Below are 22,188 nucleotides of genomic sequence, written 5' to 3' on the forward strand. Positions count from 1 at the left end.
TGCTTTTTTCATTAATAGCCCTTAAAATATATGTAAGTTTTGTTAATTTTTCGAACCCCTTAGGCGCTGATGAAAATAGGTGAGTAAGGAGTTTAATTTTTTTTATGCCAAACATCTTCCAATCCATGTTCCTGTCTGGCGGACGGGCCAAGGTCTGGCGAATTTTTTCGCTGGTCATTCTGCTCCTGATCGTCGGTCTCCTGATCGTCGGCGGCGGTTATTACAACCGCGGTGCCGATTGGATCGCTTCCAAAACCGGCCAAGCCGTCAAACTGCCAACTGTCAAAGAAACTCCTTTCCGTCTCGGATTGGACCTTTTGGGCGGCACCCAGCTGATCTATCAAGCTGACGTCTCGGCAGTTCCGGGCAAGGATCAGCCATCAGCCGTCGAAGGCGTCCGCGACGTCATCGAGCGCCGCGTCAATGTTTTCGGCGTCGCCGAACCGAACGTCCAGACCAATCTCTCTGCCGGAAAATATTACGTCATGGTGGAACTGGCCGGCATCAAAGACACCGCCCAGGCGATCAAGATGATCGGCGAGACCCCGCTCCTCGAGTTCAAGGAGCAGAATACGGAAAAGCGCCAATTGACAGCCGAAGAGAAGAAAGGCATGGACGCTTTCAATAAGTCAGCTAGCAAGAAGGCTGAAGAAGTTTTGGGCAAGGTCCTGTCGAACGGCGATTTCGCCGCTTTGGCCAACCAATACAGCGACGACCCGGCCAATGTCGATTCTTCCGGGAACAAGAAGGGCGGAGAGCTTGGCTGGATCAGCGAACAGGATAATCCTGAGCTGTTCAAGCTGGCCCAGAAGGTGCCGGTCGGCAAGACCTCGACCGAGCTGTCCAAGACCAGCATCGGTTATCAGCTGATCAAGAACGAGGAGAAGCGCACCAAGACTGACCCGTTCAATAACCAGCCGCAAATGGAGGTCAAGGCATCGCATTTATTGATCTGCTATAAGGATGTTTCAGGCTGCGAAAGCGGTTTGGATAAGGAAGCGGCCAAGGCCAAGATCGAACAGCTCAAGTCCAAGGCCAATAAAGATAATTTTGCCCAGTTGGTCAAAGAGAATTCGACCGAACCGGGCGCACGTGACCGGGCTGGCGACTTAGGCTGGTTCGGACGCGGCAAGATGGTCAAGGTTTTTGAAGATGCCGCTTTCTCCCAGAAGGTCGGAACCATAGAAGGTCCGATCGAATCCGAGTTCGGCTATCATCTTATATATAAGCAAGCGGAGAGGAAAATCGACGAGTATCGCATCCGCAATATCTTGATCAAGACCCAGAGCGAGTCCGATATCGTCGGAGACCAGAGCGACTGGAAGAATACCGAGCTGACCGGCAAGTACATGAAGCGCGCTTCGGTTGAATTCGACCCGAATGATAATTCGCCCACCGTTGCGCTGGAATTCGACCAGCAAGGCGGAGAACTGTTCGCCGCTATCACCAAGCGCAATGTCGGCAAACGGGTCGCCATTTTCTTGGACGGCCTCTCGATCAGCGAGCCGACCGTCAATGAAGAGATCACCGGCGGCAAAGCCGTCATCAGCGGCAAATTCGACATCAAGGAAGCCAAGCTTTTGTCCCAGCGCTTGAACGCCGGCGCGTTGCCGGTGCCGATCACTTTGGTCAATCAGCAGTCGGTCGGCGCCACCTTGGGTCAGCAGTCGGTTAACGCCAGCTTTCGTGCAGGCTTGATTGGCTTCGCCCTCGTCGCTTTGTTCATGATTTTGTTTTATCGTTTTCCAGGCGTGCTGGCTGTCGGCGCCCTGGCTATCTATAGCGTTCTAGTATTGGCCATCTTCAAGCTTTGGCCGGTCACAGTCACCTTGTCCGGCATTGCCGGCTTCATCATGTCGATCGGTATGGCCGTCGACGCCAATGTTTTGATCTTCGCCCGCTTGAAAGAAGAATTGGCATTCGGCAAGCCTTTCGGCGCCGCCTTGGAAGAAGCCTTCCGCCGGGCCTGGCCGTCGATCCGCGACTCTAACGCCTCGACCCTAATCACCTGCTTCATCCTGATCCAATTCTCGACTAGCGTGGTCAAGGGCTTCGCCATTACCCTGGCAATCGGTGTCCTAGTGTCGATGTTCACGGCCATCTTCATCACTCGAAATTTCTTAAAGCTCATTCCCGAATCTTGGCTTGAAAAGCGGCCGTGGTTAGTGGGCGTAAATAAGCATTAATTTCCTACCTATGACCAATTACAACATTATCGGAAAACGCGGCATCTGGCTCTGGATTTCGGGCATCCTGTTCGTCGTCTTCGGCCTGGCGCTAATCCTTTGGCGTTTCAAGTTCGGTATCGATTTCACTGGCGGCAGCTTGCTTGAAGTCAAGTTCGCCAAGGAGCGCCCGGGAGTAAGCGAAGTGCAGACCGCCTTGGCCGACGACAAGTCTGTCGGCAATCTGGGCAGTTTGATCGTCCAGCCGGTCGGCAATCAGGACATGATCATCCGTTTCCAGGAATCGAGCGAGGAGAAGCATCTCGCGGTCGTAAACAGCCTGACCAAGCTGGCCCAGTCCAAGACCAAAGACAACACTGTAGAGGAGCTGCGTTTCGATTCGGTCGGTCCTTCGATCGGCCAGGAACTGAAGCAGAAATCGGTCAATGCCATCTTTTTCGTACTCTTAGCGATCCTATTCTATATCAGCTACGCTTTCCGCAAAGTCTCGAAGCCGATTGCTTCCTGGAAATACGGCATGGCCGCTTTGATCGCTCTATTTCATGACGCGATTATCACTATGGGCGTCTTCTCGGTTCTGGGGAAGTTCTATGGCATGGAGATAAACACGACCTTCGTTGCCGCCATCCTCACGGTCATCGGCTATTCGGTCCATGATACCATCGTCGTTTTTGATCGCATCCGTGAAAACCTGCCCAAGAGCCACCTCGATTTCGAGGGTACCGTCAACATGAGCCTCAATCAGACATTAGTCCGCTCGATCAACACTTCTTTGACCGTATTGCTGACCCTGGTGGCTATCACCGTCTTCGGCGGCGCTTCGATCAGGGCCTTCGCTCTGGCACTGACCATCGGCATCGCAATCGGAACCTATTCCTCGATCTTCGTCGCCTCGCCGATGCTGGTCGTTTGGGAGAAGTGGAGACAGAAAAAGGCACATTAATATAAGGCAAAGGAGGTTTCAGGTGAGCCCATTCTTCCAGAAGAAGCACAAGATGCACCCCAGCACCAAGAAGAGCGTGCTGATCAACTCCTTGCAGGGTCTTGCAAGCCTGCGGCTTGATCGGCAGCACTACACCCACTACACTATTCAGGAGCTCGCTCGAGAGCTCGAACGCGCAAGGGAGTCGCAAATCAACGGAGTGGAATACGATTTTGTCTACCGGAAGGAAAAACCGCCGAAAAATACGATTTAGAGGGAGATTTTCTCCCTCTATTTTTTTTGACAACAAGGCCCTGAATAAGCTAAGATATATCCATCAAACAAGCTTGAACAAGCCTTTATTTTGGTCATGGAACATGAATTCCTGACCATGCAAAAAGCCGCTGGCTTTTTTATAATTTGGTCAAATACATGCGACAATCAAAATTCTTTACTAAGGTAAGCCGAGACTTGCCTAAGGATGAGGAAAGCTACAATGCCCAGGTCCTGATCAGGGCAGGTTTCATCGACAAGGTCGGTGCAGGTATCTATACTATCCTGCCCCTGGGCTTGCGCGTTTTGTCGAAGATAAACCTGATTATCCGCGAGGAGATGGACCGGATTGGCGGGCAAGAACTCTTGATGCCTGGACTGAATCCCAAAGAAGTCTGGCAGGCAACCGGACGCTGGGAAGGTTTTGATGCCTTGTTCAAGCTGAAAGGCTCTGATAGCAAGGAATACGCATTGGGCGCAACGCATGAAGAAATCGTCACGCCATTGGCTAAGAAACACATCTTCTCTTACAAGGAACTGCCGGTATACCTCTATCAGATCCAGACCAAGTTCCGCAACGAGAAGCGCGCTAAGGCCGGCCTGATCCGCGGCCGTGAATTCTTGATGAAGGATCTCTACTCGTTCCATACCGACGAGGACGACCTGAGCCGTTTTTACAAGCTAGCGCAGAAAGCCTATTTCAAGGTCTTCGAGCGCTGCGGCCTGCTCGACGTGACTTATCTCACTTTCGCCTCCGGCGGCGCATTTTCAAAATATTCGCATGAATATCAGACAGTCACTGAAGCGGGCGAAGATACGATCCATATCTGCGACGATTGCCAGATCGCTATCAATCAGGAAATTATCGAGGAACAGCCGGGCTGCCCTAATTGCGAGCGCACTGATCTGCGCCAGGCCAAGGCGGTCGAAGTCGGCAACATCTTCAAGCTGAGGACCAAGTTCTCGAAAGCTTGCGGTCTGACTTACAAGGATGCCGAGGGCGAACAGCGCCTGGTCGAGATGGGTTGCTATGGCATCGGCCCGACCAGGGTCATGGGCACGATCGTCGAGGTCCATCATGACGACCGGGGAGTAATCTGGCCGGAGACCGTGGCACCGTTCAAGCTCCACCTCATCAGCCTGAACCAGGCCAAAGTCGCCGAAGAGATCTATGAAACTCTTTTGGAGAGAGGCGTCGAGGTATTGTTCGACGATCGCGACATTTCGGCTGGCGAGAAATTCGCCGAGGCCGACCTGATCGGCTGCCCCTTCCGCGCGGTCGTCAGCGAGAAGACCTTGGCTCAGGGAGACAAGGTCGAGGTCAAGCGCCGCAAAAACGGCACGGCCGAGCTGGTGAGCATCAGCCGCCTTTTGGACATGATGAGCGTAAAGAAATAATCGGATGAACCAGCCGACGATCCAGGAAATCACCGACGAAATCATGGCTTTGGCCAGGGACAAGAGTTGGGGAACCGAGCCGGAAGATGTCAATCTGCCAGAAAAATTCGCTTTGCTCCACAGCGAAGTGAGCGAGGCCTATGAAGCCTTCCGCCGCGATAACTTCGACGGCAAGGACGGCGTCTCGGAAGAGTTGGCGGACATCGCCATCCGTCTGCTGCATCTGTCTGTGATATTCAAAGTTGATTTGGCTGGCGAGATCGCCAAGAAGATCGAACGGAACCGCTCGCGCGAATGGAATCATAAGAACGAAACATTATCAAACAAGAATGCTAAATAGATTTTTCGGAAAATTCAGCCACGACTTGGGCATCGATCTGGGGACCAAGAACACCCTGGTCTATGTCCAAGACAAGGGCATTGTCATAAACGAGCCGACTGTCGTCGCCGTCAACGTCCGTACCGACGAGATCTTGGCGATCGGCGAAGAGGCGAAAAAAATGATCGGCAAGACACCGGCGCACATCCAAGCGATCAAGCCGTTGGTTGACGGCGTCATCTCGGATTTCGAGGTGACGGAAAAGATGCTCAAGTATTTCATCGATAAGGCGCACGAGGGCGGTTTCGCCCTGTCGCCGCGTCCGCGCGTGATCATCGGTATCCCGCTGGACATCACAGAAGTGGAAAAGAAGGCGGTGGAAGACGCGGCCAAATCGGCCGGCGCCCGCAAAGTCTTCCTGATCGAGGAGTCGATGGCCTCAGCCATCGGGGCCCGCCTGCCCGTAACCGATCCTCGGGCGACCATGGTGGTCGATATCGGCGGGGGCACGACCGAAATCGCGGTCATCTCCCTGGGCGGCGTCGTCACCTACAAATCCTTGCGTTTGGCAGGCAACGAGCTCGACAACAATATCATCCAGTATATCCGGGAAGAATTCAATCTCCTGATCGGCGAGCAGGTGGCGGAGAACATCAAGATCCGCATCGGTTCGGCGATTCCGTTGCGCGAGCCGATGGATATGGATGTGCGCGGGCGCGACTTGATCAACGGATTGCCGCGCAACATCGTCATTAATGATATGCAGGTGCGCGAGACGATCGGCCGCAGCCTGCGTCAGATAATCGAAAATATCAAGATCACTTTGGAAGCCACCCCGCCGGAGCTGGTGGCGGATATCTACGAGCACGGCATCGTCCTGACGGGCGGTGGCGCCTTGCTGCGCGGGCTGGATAAGGCTATCGCCCAGGAAACCAAAATACCGGTGCGGGTCGCCGATGATCCGCTGATCTGCCTGGTGAAGGGAACAGGCATCCTCTTGTCTGACCCGGAGCTTTTGGCCAAGGTCAGTTCACAGCCGGCCGATGAGCTGTAAGATTACGTATGAAAAAAGTCAATTGGAAAAGAGTCGGTTATTTCGGGGCAGTTATCGGGCTGCTTATTTTTTTGCATTATCTCAAAGTCTTGGCTCCGCTCGAATCCCGCCTGCATTCAGCGCTTAATCCGGTTCTGGGGCGATTCTACGCGGCCGGGGCCAAGGTCCGCTTGCTTTACAATTCCCAGACTGATCGGCGCGACTTGGCGAGCGCGGCAGAAGAACTGACGCACCGGGTGAATCGGTTGACCGAGGAGAACGCCCGGTTGAAGGCTTTGGAAAATGAAAATGAGACCTTGCGGGAGTTCCTGAAATTCAAGAACAACAACGGCCGCAAGACCGTCCTCGCCGCCATCATCGGCAAGAGCGATCTGGATCAGGCCAATCAGACGGTCATGCTTGATCGCGGCAGCAAAGACGGACTCGCCCTAGGCCTGGCCGTACTGAACGAGGACGGCCACATCTTCGGCAAGGTCATCGACACCACCGAAAACAGCGCCCAGGTCTGTCTCGTCACTTCCAGCCAATGCCAGTTCGCTGTCGCGATACAGAACAAGAGCAGGACCATCGGCATCGCCAAAGGCGACCTCGGATTGACCGTCAAGATGGAGCTGATACCGCAAAGCGAAGTGATCAAGAACGGCAACGTCGTAGTGACCTCCGGCTTGGAGCGCAACATCCCTGGCGGCATCGTCGTCGGCAGCGTGAGCCAGGTAATCAAGGAAAATAATGAATTATGGCAGGACGCCAGAATCGAGCCGATGATCGGCATCGATGATACGATGATCGTTTCGGTTTTATTATCCAAATAACCGTCATGAAATACAAAGCCTACGCCCAATTCATCGGATATTTTTTAGCAGCATTGCTGCTGGTCTTCTTGCAGCTGGGTTTTGTCAGCGGTTTGCCTGACGGGGCGAGAGGTGTCGATCTGATAATGATTTTTCTCCTGATCCTCCTGGTGGTCACAGATCTCAAGACCGCATTCATCCTGACCGTGTTGTGCGGCTATTTCATGGACAGCTTTTCCTTCCAGCCGTTCGGCGTCTATCTTATAAGCTACAGCCTGACGGTCTTGGTCGCGTATTTTTTCTTGGTCAGTTTCTTCACTAACCGTTCGCAGTATTCGTTCTTGGCCCTGGTCGGCTTATCCACGCTTTTTTACGGACTTTTTCTGAGGATAAGCGACGCGGTATTTTCGCTTTCCCTCGGCCAAGCGCCGCACTATGCCATGTCTATCGAAGGCGGCTTGGGTCTGGCTGCCAGATTGGCGCTGAATCTGCTGGTGGCGCTTCTGAGCTTCCAATTCGTCAATTTCGCCAGCCACCGCTTGAAGCCGGTATTCATTTTTAAAGGCTGATTACCTATTATGAGATTCAAGGATAAAAACAGCGACCTCGAACCATCGGCCAACGACCCCTTCATCATCAGGCAGGGGCGGATTCGCAAGGGCCGCATCAACACCTCATACCGCCTTGGCTGGACGGAAGACTCGTTCATCATGGACACTGGGGGCAAAGAGACTATCGGCCGGACCTTCAACGCCGACAAGTCGAAATATCTGATTTTCGCCCTGGTCTTCCTTTTGAGTTTCCTTCTCTCCCGCTCGGCCTGGCTTCAGGTGATCAAGGGAGATTATTACTATAAGATGGCCGAAGGCAACCGTATCCGCGTCGAGCGCATCGAGCCGCGGCGCGGCGTCATATATGACCGGCATCTCGATCCTTTGGTACGCAACCAGGCCAATTTCCTGGCTTACGTCGTGCCCGCAGATTTGCCCAAGGATGCCGAGAAGCTCAAAGCAATCGAGATGCGGATCAGCGAGATACTTTCACCGATGAATTCCAACCGCATATTCTCGACAGATATCGAATCGGATCGTAACCTGACCGTGACTGAGCTTTTCGACGCCATCCACGGCCGCTTGGACAAGGTCAAACGCGGTTCGCTCGAGGCTTTGCGGCCGGTCTTCATCGCCGACATGATCCCGTACGAAAAAGCGCTTCTGCTCCAGCTGGAGTCGGCTAATTGGCAGGGCGTTGTCGTCTCCAGCAAGGTCAGCCGCGATTACAACTTGACGGCGCAGTCCTTGTCGCACATCCTCGGATACACCGGCAAGATCAGCCAGAAAGAGCTGGACAAATATGGCGATGAGTACCTGCAGATCGACTATATCGGCAAATCCGGGCTTGAGAGCTTTTGGGAGAATGAACTAAGAGGAACTAATGGCAAGAAACAGATCGAAGTCGACGCCCTGGGCAGGGAGAAAAAGATTATCAGCATCCAAAACAGCCAAGACGGCCATGATTTGGTACTGTCTTTGGATATGGATTTGCAGCAGAAGATCGAGCAGGTCACGGTTGCCGCGCTGGACAAGGCCAAATTGAAGCGGGCGGCCGTGGTGGCGATCGACCCGCGCAACGGAGAGATATTGGCCTTGGTCAACCTGCCAGCCTATGATGACAACCTTTTCGCCCACGGCATCGGCTACGATGATTATCAGGCCTTGCTTAACAATCCTGACCGGCCGCTGTTCAATCGTGCCATCTCCGGCGAGTTTCCCTCCGGCTCTACCATCAAGCCGGTTATGGCGATCGCCGCCTTGGAGGAGGGCATTGTCACTGAAAATACGGCTTTTTTGAGCAATGGCGGCCTGAGGATCAGCCAGTGGTATTTTCCCGACTGGAAAGCCGGCGGCCATGGCATGACCAATGTCCGCAAGGCGATCGCCGAATCGGTCAATACTTTTTTCTATATCGTCGGCGGAGGGTATCAGGATACCAAGGGATTGGGCGTAGATCGCATCACCCGTTACGACCGGCTGTTCGGACTCGGATCGCAGACCGGCATCGATCTGCCGGGAGAAGCGACCGGTTTCGTGCCTTCTAAACAATGGAAAGAAGAGACTAAGAATGAGAGCTGGTATATCGGAGACACCTATCATCTATCGATCGGTCAAGGCGACCTGAACGTCACGCCGCTGCAAGTCGCGGCTTATACCGCGACATTCGCTAACAGCGGCAAGCTGATGCAGCCGCACCTGGTCAAAACCATCATCACTTCAAAAACCGGAGAGAAAAGAGAGGTAGCGCCCAATCCGGTACGCCAAGACTTCGTTGATCCGTATAATATGAAAATCGTCAGAGAGGGCATGCGCCAGACCGTGCTGGCCGGCAGCGCCAGAAGCTTGCAAACGGTTCCGGTGCCGGTGGCTGGCAAGACCGGCACGGCCCAGTGGTCATCAAAGAAAGACCCGCATGCCTGGTTCACCGGCTTCGCGCCCTATGATGAGCCGACCATCGCAATCACCATATTGGTTGAAGAGGGCAAGGAGGGCAGCGCTATCGCCGTACCGATCGCGCGCGAGGTCTTGTCGTGGTATTTCAGTCCTCATCTGCCCAAAGCCTCCTCGTCAACGCATCCTGCACCCGTGAAAGCTACATCAACGGCGTCCGCTAGGTGATATCGCCTTTTTTTGGTATAATGTAAAAAAATAAACTTACATTATGAACAGGCCACTATTCGGCTCAGCCATAGCCGTCTTCAGCTTATTCTTGTCGCTTGCGTTTTCTCCTGGCCAAGCTGCAGCCCAGACTGCCGAGGCCAAGTGCGATCCGATCAAGCTCGAGTTCGTTTTCCGCAATCCGAAAGGAGACTTCCTGCCCAACGTCAATGTCGAGCTCTGGTGCCAAACTGAAGACGCCGATCGCAACCCGGTCCAATGCGGCCGCCTAGCCGGAGGCAAGACCAGCTCGGTCAGCGGCAAAGCGACGGTGACTTATACTCCGCCGAAGGATGCTGCCAACAAGACCATCATGTATGCCTTGAAGGTCTACGACAAGAATCCGGAGGTGGCTAATTTCTGGTATTTCAACGAACTCAACTTATCTTGCGGCCAGGAACTGTCAGTGACCAAAGTCTTGCCTGGCATCCGTTTCGTCTTCCGTGACCAGGACGGAAACCTCAAGAAGAATGTGAAGTTTTCCCTATATACCCAACGCTACGATATCGAGAACCGTCCGATCAACGAGAAGAAAGATCTGGTCACTTCGGACCTGGATACAGGTGCCACCGGCGAGGCCTATATTTTTGTGACTGACAAGTCCCATGCCTTCAGGCAGTCTGGCGGAGACTATGTCCTTAATGCGAACCTGGGAGGCAGCGTCGGTTATATCGAGAATTATCTCCACGTCAACGACCAGATGCTGACCGAATACGAATACGTCTTCACCGATATGGTGCTGATTGCTGAGGATGCCAACGGAAAATTGATTCCGGCCGGCAAGACGCTGGAATTTTATGAACAGAAACAGGACGTCAAAGGCAAGCTGATCCTGGGAAAGAGCATTAAGCGGGTAACTATCGACAGCAAAGGGGAAGTCTTGTTCGAATACCCGGCCGGCACTTACGCCGTGGTAATGAAAGACGACCTAGGAAACACCCAGACTTTTTGGAATATCACCTTGGAGCGGTATAAGCGCGAACGGAAGAAACTGGTAACGAATGTTACCCGCTTCGACGTCAAGGATGCGGCCGGTAAAGCGGTTATCAATAAAGCAGTCCAGCTTTACGGCGTGACTCAGGATTATAAAGGCGATTATTTCCGCGGCACGCGAATAGGCCAGATCATGCTGACTGAGAAGGGTTACGGCGAGGCCATCCTGGCTCCAGGCAAGTATCTTTTTACCATTTCTTTGCCTCTGGATCGCAAGATCATCGAGTACGGCCGGGTCTTCACTATAGAATCAGGCAAGCTGCAGAAGCTGACCCTGAAGGCTCAAAAAGATAATGTTTTAGAGACAGGTAAGATCCTTCCAGCGCCAGGAACCGGACCGATCGCGGCAATCGCCAAGAAGCTGTCAGGCTATATCCTGCTCCAGACCGAGAGCAAGGGCGAAGCTTGGTATGTTTATGGCACCAACAGCAAGCGATATTATATGGCCGACGGCAGCGCGGCTTACCAGGCCATGCGCAAGCTCGGCCTAGGCATTACCAACAATGATTTGTCCAAGATACCGATCGGCATCAGGTCGGATATCGGCGGGTTCGACACCGACGGCGACGGTCTGGCTAACCAGCTTGAAGAGGCGATCGGTACCGATTCGGCCAATAGCGACACCGACGGCGACGGCTACCAGGACTCCAACGAATTCAATAACGGCTTCAATCCTTTGGGCAGCGGCAAGCTGAATTATGATTTGAAATTTGCCAGCCGGCTCAAGGGCAAGATATTGCTCCAGACCGAGAGCAAAGGCGAGGCTTGGTACGTCAATCCTAAAGACGGCAAGCGGTATTATCTGGCTAATGGTGACGCCGCCTACCAGATCATGCGCCTCTTGAGTCTGGGAATTTCCAATCAAGATCTCGAGCAGATCGGCGAAGCGACTATCCAGTAATCGAAAATATAAAAAAAGAGGAGCAGGTCTTTGCGGACCTGCTCCGTTTTGTTGTTGGACAAGATTAGCTCTTGACCATTCTCAGTGCTTCTACTACCAAACCATGTCTTGCGCCAAATCTTTCAGCCCGCGTTAGTCCCAATTCGCCTTTGCCCATGAACAGGTCGATTTGGTTAGGGTTTTCGATCATGTCGTCGCCCGTGTCTTCCGCAATGCCGATAAAGATCGTTTCAAGTTGCCCGTGCTTGTTTTTTTCTTTGATTTCCAGGGTAGTACCGTATGGAAATCGTTCTTTGTTGACGGCTATGGTGCCGATCCTGGGAGCAACCCCGGATGCGGTGATAATACCTTGGCCTTGGAATCTGACCTCCTCTCGGTAAGTCCGCATTTGACCGTTAGGCTTGCGGCTATACCGTTTCTGATTCCTGAGAGGGGCGTAGTAGGCTGTTACCTTGATTCCTTTGCATCTTTTGATGACTTCGTACTTGGGCGGTTGCGGCGTTGGTGCGGTTACTGCGGGCGGGATTTTGGCGTTTGACAGGCTGGCCGGCCACCATGATAGTAACATCAGGGCAACGGCAAGGCTGGCAAAAGTCTTCATCTCTCCTTCCTCCTTAGTTTTTATTTGCTCAAAGAGCAGTATGTAAACAAAAAAACTGCCCGCCCGACTCGGGTGAGTAGTTTTTCTGATTTTTTATATTATAATTCAATATTGCATATTTGTCAACGGTTTGACTTTGTTCGGGGCTAAGCTTATCATTAGATAAACGCTCATTGGTAACAAAAATACCCAATATTAAATAAAACCGAGGAGGTGCAAGATGAAGCGAAGCTGGTTGAATAGGGAGTTGGCAGGCAATTTAGCCTCCGCGGCCCAGACCGCGGCTTATCCGGAGTCGGTAAGATTCCGGCTGGCCGGCATCAAGGTCCCGGAGATGGTCAGGAGCGGCAAGAATGTCGCTTCATTGATGATGAGCAGTCCCATGGTCGCTGACGAATGGCAGCGCAATGTCGAGCCTCGGCTGGCGCAGCTCTTGGCGTCAGCGATCGCCGGACAGAAGGGGGAATTGTTGATCGACGGTCTGGCGGTCCAGAATATCGAGACGGTCTGGCCGCGCTTGCTGCTCGCTTGCGGAGCCGGCACTAGCCGCTTCTGGGCCAGTTCGATGCAGCCTGGTTTGGAGCAGTTCGCCCTTTCGGCTAAACAGTCCGGATTGTGGCATCAGGAAATCGTGTGCGGCGAAGCCTCCGGTTTCCTCCCGCAGCTGCGGATGATCAATAAGAGTTCCAAGCTGGTCGTCACGAGCTTCCCCCATTACCCGAGCGGCGCCATCATGCTTCCGGCGGCTTGGCGTGAGCTCTGCGCTTACTGCGAAGAATCCGGAACCAGGCTGGTGAATTACAACCGTTCGGCGGATCCTCAATCGAAAATCAGCCGTTTCCATAAGGTGGCGGCTGGGTTCGAGAACCTCTCCTGGCTCGAGATCTTCGATCCTTGCACCATGCTTGGGAAGAGCGAAGGCTGGTCATTGGTCTCGGTGATAGGTTCGGATGATTTCGTGGCCGACTTCAGGATGGTCGGCGGCAGCGGCAGGGAGCTGTTTTTGCCGGTCGCGGCCGGAGTCCTGGCCGCGTTCAGGGAAGGATTGGTCGAGAGTTCGGCGGTCATCCTGAGCAAACGCTCGGCTTTATCCGATCTATGCAAAGTCCTATCCCTACGAGGACTCAGGCTGCTGGTGCAGCCTAAATCCGGCTATCATGCCCTTTGGCAAGCGCCCAAGACGCTCGATGGCGAAGATCTCGGCGGCGACGGCAAGGCATTCAATGAAGCGATGAGGCAACGCTACTCAGTCAGCGGCTTGCCGCTTGCAGGCACCATCGCCTACAGTCCGCTGGATATGCCCCATGGCAACGAGTGGCTAGGTGATCTGGCTGAAAGATTGGGCGGCTCGGTGATCGGATACTGATCACGCGGCCGCGGTTCCCAAGGAACCGCGGCCTTTTTTATTCGCCGCTTCGGCCTGTACCTTGCAAAATCAGGCAAAAGAAAGTATGATTTACCTTTGTGCGAGGATCATTCGATAACCACAACAAAACAAAGGAGGTTTTTCGTGAAGCGTGTAATTGAGGGCAGAGTGACGACTGCGATAAGCATCAAGGAAATCGTTTTCCGAGGCGAGCACCTGCGGATCAACGTGGCCAATACCCGCGAGGCGGCGGCCGCATCCGCCAGGAGATCAGGTTCGAACACCTTGTTCGACAGCTTCGGCGCTCTTGGCAAGACGATCCTGATCGCCGACAATGCCCAGGCCGGACTCATCGCTGCTTTTTTCGGTCTGACATCAGAAAACATCTTGAACGACTCCGAACGCTTCGGCTTCCTGCGATCGGCCAAGACCAACCAGACCTGTTATGCCGTTCCTTCCCAAGCCGCGAACTTGTTCCATCAGGTCAGCGGCATTTCCGACACCCCGGTCGAATTGCCCATACTTGAGGCAGTCAACCAATAACAGATAAGATTCCGATCCTCGCCAAAAAGGCCATCAATGTGATGGCCTTATTTTTTGTTCAATATTAGGGTATATTATCCAATATATTGACATTTTTAGCAAATAGGAGTATAATATCAATATAATCAAGAATCGTTCCTTGAGAGACTAAGCACCAAAACATAGCGCCTTTTACCAAAAAAGAAATTGTGTTCTGTTGCCTAATCAGAAAAGCAGCCAACCCTGCCGAAGGAGGTGAACATCATGAGACAGCTACTGATCGAAGCATTGTTCGGAATGACAGCCGTAATGGTTATCTCCTCGCTTATTCTGGATTTGCCCCCGTATCTTTGCAAGAAATTCAAAGAAGCCTGGGCAGTCAGGAAAGCAGCAGCCGTCACGGAGTCTAACCCCGCCATCCAACCCCAGCCCGTCACCATCCCAGTGAACTCCTAATGCCAGCCACTGCAGTGCCCGTCGCTTATGCGAGCGGGCGCTTTTTTTATCCGTCAGTCCGAAGTGTTGACAATATCCTCGAGTTGTGATATAAATAATTTTTGACTCAAACGAAAAAACGGCCATTAATGGGCGTTTTTATCGTTCGGGAACTCGAAAGAAGGGAGGTGAGTCAAGCTGTTCTTTTTTGTTTCTCTGTTCTTTAACTTCAATGGAGGTGTGTGTGACGAAGGATGAATCATGGCTGTCGAGAATCAAGCGGTATAACGAAGAAGACCTGGCTCGTCGCGCAGACGAGCTGGCAAATAACCGAAGGAGGTTGCTTAACATGCAGTTTGAACATTTTTCCCAGCTGTTGCGTCTCGGAGACGCGGCTCAGCGGGAGCGTGCTATCGAGGGTCTGTTGTCTATCAAGGGAAGAAGAGTGGTTAACCTTTTGGCTGAATGGCTGCACAAAGAGACTGATGACCGCTTGCGGGAAAAGGTTCTCGATGTGATCGAGGAATGCATCGAGCTGGATCTGATCTGTGACTCGTTCACCAAGATGCGGGCCGACGAACTGCCAGTATCCGCCTTGGCGATCTATGCCACGGACATCGCGAACAACTACACACATGCCTTAGCCGCCTAGACGCGGCATGAATCTTGCGGAGCCGAACTATCGGCTCCGTCTTTTTTTTGCAAAAAAAAGCCGACCAGATGGGTTGGTCGGCGATTAGAGGCAGGGTTAGGCTAGTTGGGGTTGACGTTGGGGCTTGAATTGGAGTTCACGGTAGTGGACGAAGGTGGAGCCGATTTTGGCGGCGGCAAGAGCGTGGGGAATGCAGAAGGAGCAGATGCCGTTGGTGACCGGTAATTCGGTCTTGGTTCTCAGATTGCAGCCTGAGAAGCTGTTGCAGTAGATGCAATCGTTTGCGTTGTGGCCGTCGTGACAGCCGTAAACGCGCTTGCAATGCTGGCATTCCCTGATGAGAGTCATATCTGACATGAAACACCTCCTTGAAGGTGATTTAGCCTAAACCCATGCAATGAGCACTAGATAATTATATTATAGCACATTTGATAAAATTTGTAAAAGGCGGCGGCAAATTATTGAAAATATACGCATTTTTTACCTTTATTTTAGCCAAAAACAAATATAGTACATAGCACTCTTGACACTTGAGTGCTAGCTGCGGTACAATCAGCAATGGAAGGATATTTTATGAATAAAAGGACCGAACAAATACTCGAAACCTTAGTCAAGGAACACATCAAGACCGGACAACCCGTGGGGTCAGAAGCTTTGGTGTCCAAGTACAAGCTCGGTGTTTCCTCGGCTACGGTCAGGAACGAGATGGCGGAGCTGGAGAATACCGGATACATAGCGCAGCCGCACACCTCGGCCGGACGCATCCCGACGGAGAAGGCCTATCGCCATTGTTTGGAAAGTCTTCGCGAGAAGAAAGTCAGCGAGATCGAGGCGGAGATATTATCCAAGCTCTTGGAGCAGCGCGACGAGGCCGGATTGAAACAGGTGGCCAAGGCATTGGCGCAAGCCAGCAACGCTGCCGTCTTCTGGGCCTTCCACCGCAACAACCTGTTCTATACCGGCGTGGCCAACTTCCTGTCGCAGCCGGAGTTCCGCGAGTCGGGCCTGATCTACGATGTCTCGGCCATCATCGATAGCGTCGACGAGATCATCGATCATATTTTTAACGAGATCCCTTTTGAGCCGACAGTGCTTGTCGGCACCGATAATCCCTTCAGTCCGCTGTGTTCGACTATCATCGTCAAATACCGCATCGGCGATCATGCCGGACTTTTCGGTATCTTGGGGCCGATGCGCATGAATTATGAGCGCAACCTATCTTTGGTCAGATTTATCAAACAACATTTAGCATAACCTATGGAAACGAAAAAGCACGATAAAGAGGAAACTAAGAAAAGGCACGACCACAAACGGTGCGAGCCTTGCGAAACCGAGCTCAATGAACTGGAACATCGCTACAAGACGGCGTTAGCCGATTATCAGAATCTTCTGAAACAGACGGCCAAGGACAAGCACGAGTTCGCCAAATACGCTAACGAGCAGCTGATACATGAATTCCTGCCGGTCTATGATCACCTGAAATTATCGCTTGCCCATATCGACGCCGCCGCAGAGAAGAGCAACTGGCTGGTCGGAGTGCAGTATGTCATCAAGCAGTTCCAGGAAGTCTTGGCCAAGCACGGCGTGACCGAAATCAAGACGATTGGCGAGAAGTTCGACCATAACCTGATGGAGGCGGTCGGAACCGAGCCGGCAGAAACGGACGAGCAGGATGACGTGGTCGCCAAAGAAATCAAGGCCGGCTACCTGCTCCATGGCAAAGTCATCACCCCGGCACGGGTCGTAATTTACGAAAAAGCCGTCCAGGAATAGTTTAACCATTAGTTAATAAGCGAGTTTTAGAATAACACCATTAATTTTTAACCGGACCGCCAACCGCCGAGCGCGGGAAACGGACCACAAAAATCTATGGCAATCATCAAATGGGCTCCGATGCTCGAGCCGTTCGAGGAGATGGACAAGATGTTTAACGATTTCCTGCCTAGCACCCGTTCGATGGGCGGTGGCTTCATGCCGGCGGTCGACATGTATGAGGATAAGGACAATATCATAGTCGAGACGCAGCTGGCCGGCATCGACCCGGATCAGGTCAGCATCTCGATCGAGAACGACATCTTGTCGATCAAGGGGGAGAGCGAGAAGAAGAGCGAGATCGACGAGAAGAATTACTACCGCAAGGAAATCCGCCGCGGCAGCTTCTACCGTTCGATTCCGCTGCCGACCCACGTTTCCGGCGAGAAGGCTTCGGCCGAAGCCGATGGCGGGGTTCTTAAAATCACCATTCCCAAGGCCCCAGAAGCCAAGCCAAGGAATATCAAGATCCAGACCAAGAAGAAATAATCGCCGGTTTCCGTTTGGCCGGAGATGTTCCGGCCAAGAGTTAAGCCGATAATTATGAACATCGAATACGAAGCGACTTTTTTTCCGGTCGAGAAGGACGAGGTGCGCGAGCGTCTGCGCCTGGCCGGAGCCGAATTGGTCAGGCCGGAGTTCATGCAAAAGCGGGTCACCTTCAAGTTTCCTGAGGGGCACGATATCTACGGCGGCTGGCTGCGCGTGCGCGACGAGGGTGATAAGGTGACGATGAGCCTTAAGGTCGTCGATGGCGATACGATAACCGACCAGAAGGAAATCTGTCTGACGGTAGACAGTTTTGGCGAAGCGGAGAAGTTCCTACTGACCGTCGGCTGCACGAAGAAGGCTTACCAGGAGACACGGCGCGAGCTTTGGCGGCTGGATGGCGTCGAGATCACTATCGATGAGTGGCCGTTCATCGAGCCTTTGGTCGAAGTCGAGGGCGAATCGGAGACGGCCGTGCGCCACGTCAGCGAGCAGCTCGGTTTCGATTACAGCAAGGCGCTGTTCTGCGCTGTCGGCTATCTGTACAAGCTGAAATACGGCGTCGCCTTGGATGAAATCAATAACCGCACGCCGAAGATAACTTTTGAAATGGAAAATCCGTTCGTCAAAAACCGTTCTTAATCCGAACAACCCCGCTCGACATTCAGCATTATTTTTTCTGCTTAGACGAGTACGTATGCGCAGAAAAAATAATGCTGAACATCAAGCTAGCTCAGAGCAAAAAATAATTTTAAATAATTAGTAAAAACAATATGGCAAAGATTTTAGGAATCGATTTGGGCACGACCAACTGTGCCATGGCCATCATCGAGGGCGGCCAACCGAAGATCCTCGAAAACGCTGAGGGCGCGCGCACGACGCCGTCGATCGTCGCCATCTCCAAGACTGGCGAACGTTTGGTTGGCTTGGCTGCTAAGCGCCAGTCGGTGACCAATCCGGCGAGCACCGTCTATGCGGTCAAGCGCCTGATCGGCCGCCGCTTCGAAGATAGCGAGGTTCAGCGCGACCTAGGCGTGATGCCTTATAAGATCGTCAAATCCGGCGAAGGCGTCAAAGTCGTCATGGGCGACAAGGAATATTCACCGCAGGAAGTTTCCGCCATGATCCTGTCCAAGCTGAAGGCTGATGCCGAGGCCAAGATCGGAGAAAAGATCACCGAGGCGGTCATCACCGTCCCGGCTTACTTCGACGATGCCCAGCGCCAGGCCACCAAGGATGCCGGCCAGATCGCCGGCCTGGAGGTGAAGCGCATCATCAATGAGCCGACCGCGGCTGCTTTGGCTTACGGTTTCGACAAGAAGGCCGGCCAGCAGATCGTGGTCTACGATTTGGGCGGCGGCACCTTCGACGTTTCGGTCCTGGACATCTCGGCCGATACCGTCGAGGTCAAGTCGACCAACGGCGACACTCATTTAGGCGGCGAAGACTTCGATCTGCGTATTATTAATTGGATCATTGAAGAGTTTAAGAAAGACCAAGGCATCGATCTGAGCAAGGACACCTTGTCCTTGCAGCGGATCAAAGAGGCGGCTGAGAAGGCTAAGATCGAGCTGTCGACTGCTATGGAAACCGAAATCAACCAGCCGTTCATCACTTCCGATGCCAACGGGCCGAAACACTTGGTCATGAAGATGACTCGCGCCAAGCTCGAGTCGCTGGTTATGGACCTGGTAGAGAAGACCCTGGAACCGACTAAGAACGCCCTGAAGGATGCAGGCTTGACCGCTTCGCAGATCCAGGAGGTCGTTATGGTCGGCGGCATGACTCGCATGCCTTTGGTGCTCGCCAAGGTCAAGGAATTTTTCGGCAAGGAGCCGCATCTGGGCGTCAATCCGGACGAGGTTGTGGCTTTGGGTGCAGCCGTCCAGGCCGGCGTCTTGCAGGGCGACGTCAAAGATGTCCTGCTCTTGGATGTCACTCCATTGACCCTGGGCATCGAGACCCTGGGCGGGGTGGCCACGCCGATCATCGAGCGCAACACCACCATCCCGACTTCCAAGTCGCAGACTTTTTCGACAGCCGCTGACAATCAGCCATCGGTCGAGATCCATGTCCTCCAGGGCGAGCGCCCGATGGCGACTGACAATAAGTCGCTGGGTCGCTTCATCCTTGACGGCATCCCGCCGGCACCGCGCGGCATCCCGCAGGTCGAGGTCAAATTCGACATCGATGCTAACGGTATCTTGAATGTCCACGCCAAGGACAAGGCGACCGGCAAGGAACAGAAGATCACTATCACTGCTTCGTCCGGCCTCTCCAAGGACGAGGTGGAGAAGATGAAGAAGGAAGCCGAGCTGCATGCCGACGAGGACAAGAAGAAGAAGGATGAGATCGAGACCTTGAACCAGGCTGATTCTTTGATATTCACTACGGAAAAACTCTTGAAGGAATCCGGTGACAAGATGAAGCCGGAGGACAAGACTGAGCTCGAGGCCAAGCTCGAGGAGATCAAGAAGGCTAAAGAGTCCAAGAATGCCGAAGAGCTCAAGACCAAGATGGAAGAGCTTTCAAATATCGCACAGAAGATTGGCGCGGCCATGTACTCCGCCCAGGGCGGACAGGCAGCAGGTGACAGCTCCGCCCCAGGCGGGGAAGAGCCGAAGAAGGACGAAGGTCCGGTCGAAGGCGAAGTCGTGAATTAATATTCTCATAGATTGCCCGAACTCGCGTTCGGGCAATCGCTTGAGAAGGTTAGTTGTTCATTCCATACCAAAAGGAGCTTCCATGAAAACGACAGCCAACAGGGCGGTAGTGGAATTCATTCTTGTTTCTGATTAAGATGTCAAACTCTCAGCCAAGGAGGTCAGCACATGGAATCACGCGCGTTCGGTGAATTCGGAAACGGAGTCTGGAACCTGTTCGCAGCCTTATTCGAGGCTTCGGCACCGGTGCTCTTGGGTCATTGGGTCATGACGACCATTGTTTCGTTAGCCACCCTGTACATGGCGGCTAACATCTGGATGATCAGGCAATCGTACGGCTCCATCGCAGGAGCTTTTAAGGAAGGTGGTCCGAAGGAAGGCCTCATGATGCTTTTTCTCGGAGTGCCGCAGACGATCTGGATCTTTTTCAAACTTCTTTCGCCCGAAGATGGCGAAGAGGATGAAGCTTAAGCTATGGGGCATGTGTAAGCATGCCCCGACCTCGTCAATTAAATTTTAAAATATTCCCATGTCAAACCAAGCGCAACCCCAGCCTCAGCCAACGCCATCCCAGCCGGGAGGCAGGCAAGAAATTCAGATCGCTGACAACATCCCTGGGGCCGAGTATGCTAATCTGATGCAGGTCAGTACGCCGAGCAAAGATGAGTTCCACTTGAATTTCATCACCATCTCCGGCACCAGCGGCCGAGTGGTTTCCAAAATTATCACCAATCCGGGACACTTCAAGCGCATTGCCGTTTTGATGAGCAAGCTGGTTGAGGATTATGAGACCAAATTCGGCAAGATCGAGGAAGCGCCGGAGACTAATAAGGAAATCGGATTCAAAGAATAAGATGAGCAAAGACTATTACAATATATTAGGCGTCGACAAGGGCGCATCACCGGACGACATCAAGAAGGCCTTCCGCAAGAAGGCGCATGAGTTTCATCCGGATAAACCGCATGGCGATGAAGCTAAATTCAAGGAAATCAACGAGGCCTATCAGGTGTTGGGCGATGCTAACAAGCGCGCCCAGTATGACCGCTTCGGCTCGAATTTCGAGCAGGCTCAGGGAGCTGGCGGTTTCAACGGCTTCGAGGGGTTTCGGGATTTTTCCGGTTTCGCTCAGGGCTTCAATGGCCAGAATGGAGTAGAGTTCGACCTGAATGACCTTGGCGATATGTTCGGCGGGATGTTCGGCTTCGGTGGTGGCGGGCGCAGCAAGCGCCAGAGCCGCGGTCAGGACCTGGAGATGACCCTGACTATAGAATTCGAAGAAGCGATTTTCGGCCTTGAGAGGGAATTGCAGCTCAAGCGCCTTAAGGCCTGCGATCGTTGCCATGGCAACGGCGCCGAACCAGGAGCCAAGATCGAGACATGTTCAACCTGCCATGGCACTGGGCGCGTTACTCGAGTGCAGAGGACTATTTTGGGCAATATCCAGACTCAGACGGCTTGCTCGGCTTGCCGCGGCGAAGGCAAGATCCCTTCGAAGAAATGCAGTAAGTGCGACGGCTTGGGCGTGACCAAGGAAGTCGATAAGCTCAGCGTCAAGATACCGGCCGGCATCGATGACGGCCAGACGATCCGTCTGACTGGGCAAGGCGAAGCCGGGCCGCATGGCGCGCCAGCAGGCGATCTGTATCTGCGCATCCGAGTCGTCCCCTCCAAGAAGTTCACCCGTGAAGGCGATAATATCATTTCCAAGATTGAAATCACGATGGTTCAAGCCGCCTTGGGAGACAAGGTGCCGGTCCTGACGGTTGACGGGGAAGTGACACTGAAAATTCCCGATGGAACTCAGTCGGGCAAGGTTTTTATCTTGCGCGAACGGGGCGTGCCGAAGCTTAACGGCCGCGGCCGCGGAGACCATTTGGTAACGGTTGTCGTAAAGACGCCGACAGGGCTCAACCGGCAACAAAGGAAATTATTGGAAGAATTGGGCCTGTAATAGCGATTTTAAAGAATCCTCGAGAAGCATATTCCTGAGGATTTTTTGTTAAATAGGATACAAGTCTTCGTATTATTGACAAAAATACATTTTAAGGTTATATTATAAACTCGTTAATTTGAAATTTCACTGTCTGCACATAGGCAAC

24 protein-coding genes are annotated in these 22,188 nt (G+C 53.0%); 22 read left to right on the forward strand and 2 right to left on the reverse strand.

The window, feature by feature from the left end; translation table 11 throughout:
* The first annotated feature begins 104 nt into the window (after window positions 1–104).
* The 10 genes from secD (at window position 105) to HGA34_00485 (ending at window position 11,548) form a co-directional block, all read left to right on the forward strand.
* On the forward strand, window positions 105–2,186 hold the full coding sequence (secD, locus tag HGA34_00440) for a protein translocase subunit SecD (GenBank protein NTW21996.1): 2,082 nt from the start codon (window positions 105–107) through the stop codon (window positions 2,184–2,186).
* Window positions 2,187–2,196: 10 nt separating this feature from the next.
* Window positions 2,197–3,129 (forward strand): protein translocase subunit SecF, encoded by a 933-nt coding sequence (gene secF, locus HGA34_00445; GenBank protein NTW21997.1) that lies wholly within the window; start codon window positions 2,197–2,199, stop codon window positions 3,127–3,129.
* A 22-nt stretch (window positions 3,130–3,151) separates the two neighbouring features.
* The gene (locus HGA34_00450) at window positions 3,152–3,382 is read left to right on the forward strand and encodes a hypothetical protein (GenBank protein ID NTW21998.1); all 231 of its coding nucleotides are present in this window, start codon (window positions 3,152–3,154) and stop codon (window positions 3,380–3,382) included.
* 158 nt (window positions 3,383–3,540) lie between these two features.
* Complete coding sequence (locus HGA34_00455) at window positions 3,541–4,779, forward strand: prolyl-tRNA synthetase (protein ID NTW21999.1); 1,239 nt, start codon at window positions 3,541–3,543, stop codon at window positions 4,777–4,779.
* Between the two features lie 4 nt (window positions 4,780–4,783).
* On the forward strand, window positions 4,784–5,119 hold the full coding sequence (locus HGA34_00460; GenBank protein NTW22000.1) for a hypothetical protein: 336 nt from the start codon (window positions 4,784–4,786) through the stop codon (window positions 5,117–5,119).
* Window positions 5,109–6,152: a rod shape-determining protein gene (locus HGA34_00465; GenBank protein ID NTW22001.1), complete on the forward strand. Its 1,044-nt coding sequence runs from the start codon at window positions 5,109–5,111 to the stop codon at window positions 6,150–6,152. The genes HGA34_00460 and HGA34_00465 overlap by 11 nt, the downstream gene beginning before the upstream one ends.
* A gap of 8 nt (window positions 6,153–6,160) precedes the next feature.
* Window positions 6,161–6,964 carry a rod shape-determining protein MreC gene (locus HGA34_00470; protein ID NTW22002.1) on the forward strand — a complete coding sequence of 268 codons (804 nt, stop codon included), beginning with the start codon at window positions 6,161–6,163 and terminating at the stop codon, window positions 6,962–6,964.
* 5 nt (window positions 6,965–6,969) lie between these two features.
* Window positions 6,970–7,512 carry a hypothetical protein gene (locus tag HGA34_00475; GenBank protein ID NTW22003.1) on the forward strand — a complete coding sequence of 181 codons (543 nt, stop codon included), beginning with the start codon at window positions 6,970–6,972 and terminating at the stop codon, window positions 7,510–7,512.
* Between the two features lie 9 nt (window positions 7,513–7,521).
* Window positions 7,522–9,615: a penicillin-binding protein 2 gene (mrdA, locus tag HGA34_00480; protein NTW22004.1), complete on the forward strand. Its 2,094-nt coding sequence runs from the start codon at window positions 7,522–7,524 to the stop codon at window positions 9,613–9,615.
* Window positions 9,616–9,658: 43 nt separating this feature from the next.
* Window positions 9,659–11,548 carry a hypothetical protein gene (locus HGA34_00485; GenBank protein ID NTW22005.1) on the forward strand — a complete coding sequence of 630 codons (1,890 nt, stop codon included), beginning with the start codon at window positions 9,659–9,661 and terminating at the stop codon, window positions 11,546–11,548.
* 64 nt (window positions 11,549–11,612) lie between these two features.
* On the opposite strand, the gene HGA34_00490 is transcribed toward HGA34_00485, so the two are convergent.
* Entirely contained in the window at window positions 11,613–12,149 is a 537-nt protein-coding gene (locus HGA34_00490; GenBank protein NTW22006.1) for a hypothetical protein, read from the reverse strand.
* A gap of 220 nt (window positions 12,150–12,369) precedes the next feature.
* On the opposite strand from HGA34_00490, the gene HGA34_00495 reads away from it, so the two are divergent.
* The 4 genes from HGA34_00495 (at window position 12,370) to HGA34_00510 (ending at window position 15,124) form a co-directional block, all read left to right on the forward strand.
* A complete protein-coding gene (locus HGA34_00495; protein NTW22007.1) occupies window positions 12,370–13,515 on the forward strand; it encodes a hypothetical protein in 1,146 nt (381 codons plus the stop codon).
* 144 nt (window positions 13,516–13,659) lie between these two features.
* On the forward strand, window positions 13,660–14,058 hold the full coding sequence (locus tag HGA34_00500; protein NTW22008.1) for a hypothetical protein: 399 nt from the start codon (window positions 13,660–13,662) through the stop codon (window positions 14,056–14,058).
* A 243-nt stretch (window positions 14,059–14,301) separates the two neighbouring features.
* Window positions 14,302–14,493 carry a hypothetical protein gene (locus HGA34_00505; GenBank protein NTW22009.1) on the forward strand — a complete coding sequence of 64 codons (192 nt, stop codon included), beginning with the start codon at window positions 14,302–14,304 and terminating at the stop codon, window positions 14,491–14,493.
* A 223-nt stretch (window positions 14,494–14,716) separates the two neighbouring features.
* Complete coding sequence (locus HGA34_00510; protein NTW22010.1) at window positions 14,717–15,124, forward strand: hypothetical protein; 408 nt, start codon at window positions 14,717–14,719, stop codon at window positions 15,122–15,124.
* Window positions 15,125–15,220: 96 nt separating this feature from the next.
* On the opposite strand, the gene HGA34_00515 is transcribed toward HGA34_00510, so the two are convergent.
* Window positions 15,221–15,481, reverse strand: a complete 261-nt coding sequence (locus HGA34_00515) for a hypothetical protein (GenBank protein ID NTW22011.1) — start codon at window positions 15,479–15,481, stop codon at window positions 15,221–15,223.
* A 216-nt stretch (window positions 15,482–15,697) separates the two neighbouring features.
* Between HGA34_00515 and HGA34_00520 the strand changes: the two genes are divergently transcribed.
* The 8 genes from HGA34_00520 (at window position 15,698) to dnaJ (ending at window position 22,040) form a co-directional block, all read left to right on the forward strand.
* On the forward strand, window positions 15,698–16,378 hold the full coding sequence (locus tag HGA34_00520; GenBank protein NTW22012.1) for a hypothetical protein: 681 nt from the start codon (window positions 15,698–15,700) through the stop codon (window positions 16,376–16,378).
* 3 nt (window positions 16,379–16,381) lie between these two features.
* Window positions 16,382–16,897, forward strand: coding sequence for a nucleotide exchange factor GrpE (locus tag HGA34_00525; GenBank protein NTW22013.1), 516 nt, complete (start codon window positions 16,382–16,384; stop codon window positions 16,895–16,897).
* A 96-nt stretch (window positions 16,898–16,993) separates the two neighbouring features.
* Window positions 16,994–17,425, forward strand: a complete 432-nt coding sequence (locus tag HGA34_00530; protein ID NTW22014.1) for an Hsp20/alpha crystallin family protein — start codon at window positions 16,994–16,996, stop codon at window positions 17,423–17,425.
* 54 nt (window positions 17,426–17,479) lie between these two features.
* The gene (locus HGA34_00535; protein ID NTW22015.1) at window positions 17,480–18,067 is read left to right on the forward strand and encodes a CYTH domain-containing protein; all 588 of its coding nucleotides are present in this window, start codon (window positions 17,480–17,482) and stop codon (window positions 18,065–18,067) included.
* Window positions 18,068–18,198: 131 nt separating this feature from the next.
* Entirely contained in the window at window positions 18,199–20,088 is a 1,890-nt protein-coding gene (dnaK, locus tag HGA34_00540; GenBank protein NTW22016.1) for a molecular chaperone DnaK, read from the forward strand.
* A gap of 168 nt (window positions 20,089–20,256) precedes the next feature.
* The gene (locus tag HGA34_00545; protein ID NTW22017.1) at window positions 20,257–20,559 is read left to right on the forward strand and encodes a hypothetical protein; all 303 of its coding nucleotides are present in this window, start codon (window positions 20,257–20,259) and stop codon (window positions 20,557–20,559) included.
* Between the two features lie 58 nt (window positions 20,560–20,617).
* Window positions 20,618–20,941, forward strand: coding sequence for a DUF3467 domain-containing protein (locus tag HGA34_00550; GenBank protein ID NTW22018.1), 324 nt, complete (start codon window positions 20,618–20,620; stop codon window positions 20,939–20,941).
* A complete protein-coding gene (gene dnaJ / locus HGA34_00555; GenBank protein NTW22019.1) occupies window positions 20,874–22,040 on the forward strand; it encodes a molecular chaperone DnaJ in 1,167 nt (388 codons plus the stop codon). The genes HGA34_00550 and dnaJ overlap by 68 nt, the downstream gene beginning before the upstream one ends.
* The last annotated feature ends 148 nt before the right edge of the window (window positions 22,041–22,188 follow it).

The sequence above is a fragment of the Candidatus Falkowbacteria bacterium genome (assembly GCA_013336275.1).
GTDB lineage: Bacteria > Patescibacteriota > Patescibacteriia > Patescibacteriales > GWE2-39-37 > JAAXUA01.

Coding starts and splice junctions, on each gene's coding strand:
- HGA34_00545 (NTW22017.1), top strand. CDS start 20,257: ATGGAATCACGCGCGTTCGGTGAATTCGGAAACGGAGTCTGGAACCTG.
- HGA34_00470 (NTW22002.1), top strand. CDS start 6,161: ATGAAAAAAGTCAATTGGAAAAGAGTCGGTTATTTCGGGGCAGTTATC.
- dnaJ (NTW22019.1), top strand. CDS start 20,874: ATGAGACCAAATTCGGCAAGATCGAGGAAGCGCCGGAGACTAATAAGG.
- HGA34_00465 (NTW22001.1), top strand. CDS start 5,109: ATGCTAAATAGATTTTTCGGAAAATTCAGCCACGACTTGGGCATCGAT.
- HGA34_00520 (NTW22012.1), top strand. CDS start 15,698: ATGAATAAAAGGACCGAACAAATACTCGAAACCTTAGTCAAGGAACAC.
- HGA34_00550 (NTW22018.1), top strand. CDS start 20,618: ATGTCAAACCAAGCGCAACCCCAGCCTCAGCCAACGCCATCCCAGCCG.
- HGA34_00460 (NTW22000.1), top strand. CDS start 4,784: ATGAACCAGCCGACGATCCAGGAAATCACCGACGAAATCATGGCTTTG.
- HGA34_00515 (NTW22011.1), bottom strand. CDS start 15,481: ATGTCAGATATGACTCTCATCAGGGAATGCCAGCATTGCAAGCGCGTT.
- secF (NTW21997.1), top strand. CDS start 2,197: ATGACCAATTACAACATTATCGGAAAACGCGGCATCTGGCTCTGGATT.
- secD (NTW21996.1), top strand. CDS start 105: ATGCCAAACATCTTCCAATCCATGTTCCTGTCTGGCGGACGGGCCAAG.
- HGA34_00490 (NTW22006.1), bottom strand. CDS start 12,149: ATGAAGACTTTTGCCAGCCTTGCCGTTGCCCTGATGTTACTATCATGG.
- HGA34_00505 (NTW22009.1), top strand. CDS start 14,302: ATGAGACAGCTACTGATCGAAGCATTGTTCGGAATGACAGCCGTAATG.
- HGA34_00495 (NTW22007.1), top strand. CDS start 12,370: ATGAAGCGAAGCTGGTTGAATAGGGAGTTGGCAGGCAATTTAGCCTCC.
- mrdA (NTW22004.1), top strand. CDS start 7,522: ATGAGATTCAAGGATAAAAACAGCGACCTCGAACCATCGGCCAACGAC.
- HGA34_00475 (NTW22003.1), top strand. CDS start 6,970: ATGAAATACAAAGCCTACGCCCAATTCATCGGATATTTTTTAGCAGCA.
- HGA34_00485 (NTW22005.1), top strand. CDS start 9,659: ATGAACAGGCCACTATTCGGCTCAGCCATAGCCGTCTTCAGCTTATTC.
- HGA34_00455 (NTW21999.1), top strand. CDS start 3,541: ATGCGACAATCAAAATTCTTTACTAAGGTAAGCCGAGACTTGCCTAAG.
- HGA34_00535 (NTW22015.1), top strand. CDS start 17,480: ATGAACATCGAATACGAAGCGACTTTTTTTCCGGTCGAGAAGGACGAG.
- dnaK (NTW22016.1), top strand. CDS start 18,199: ATGGCAAAGATTTTAGGAATCGATTTGGGCACGACCAACTGTGCCATG.
- HGA34_00525 (NTW22013.1), top strand. CDS start 16,382: ATGGAAACGAAAAAGCACGATAAAGAGGAAACTAAGAAAAGGCACGAC.
- HGA34_00530 (NTW22014.1), top strand. CDS start 16,994: ATGGCAATCATCAAATGGGCTCCGATGCTCGAGCCGTTCGAGGAGATG.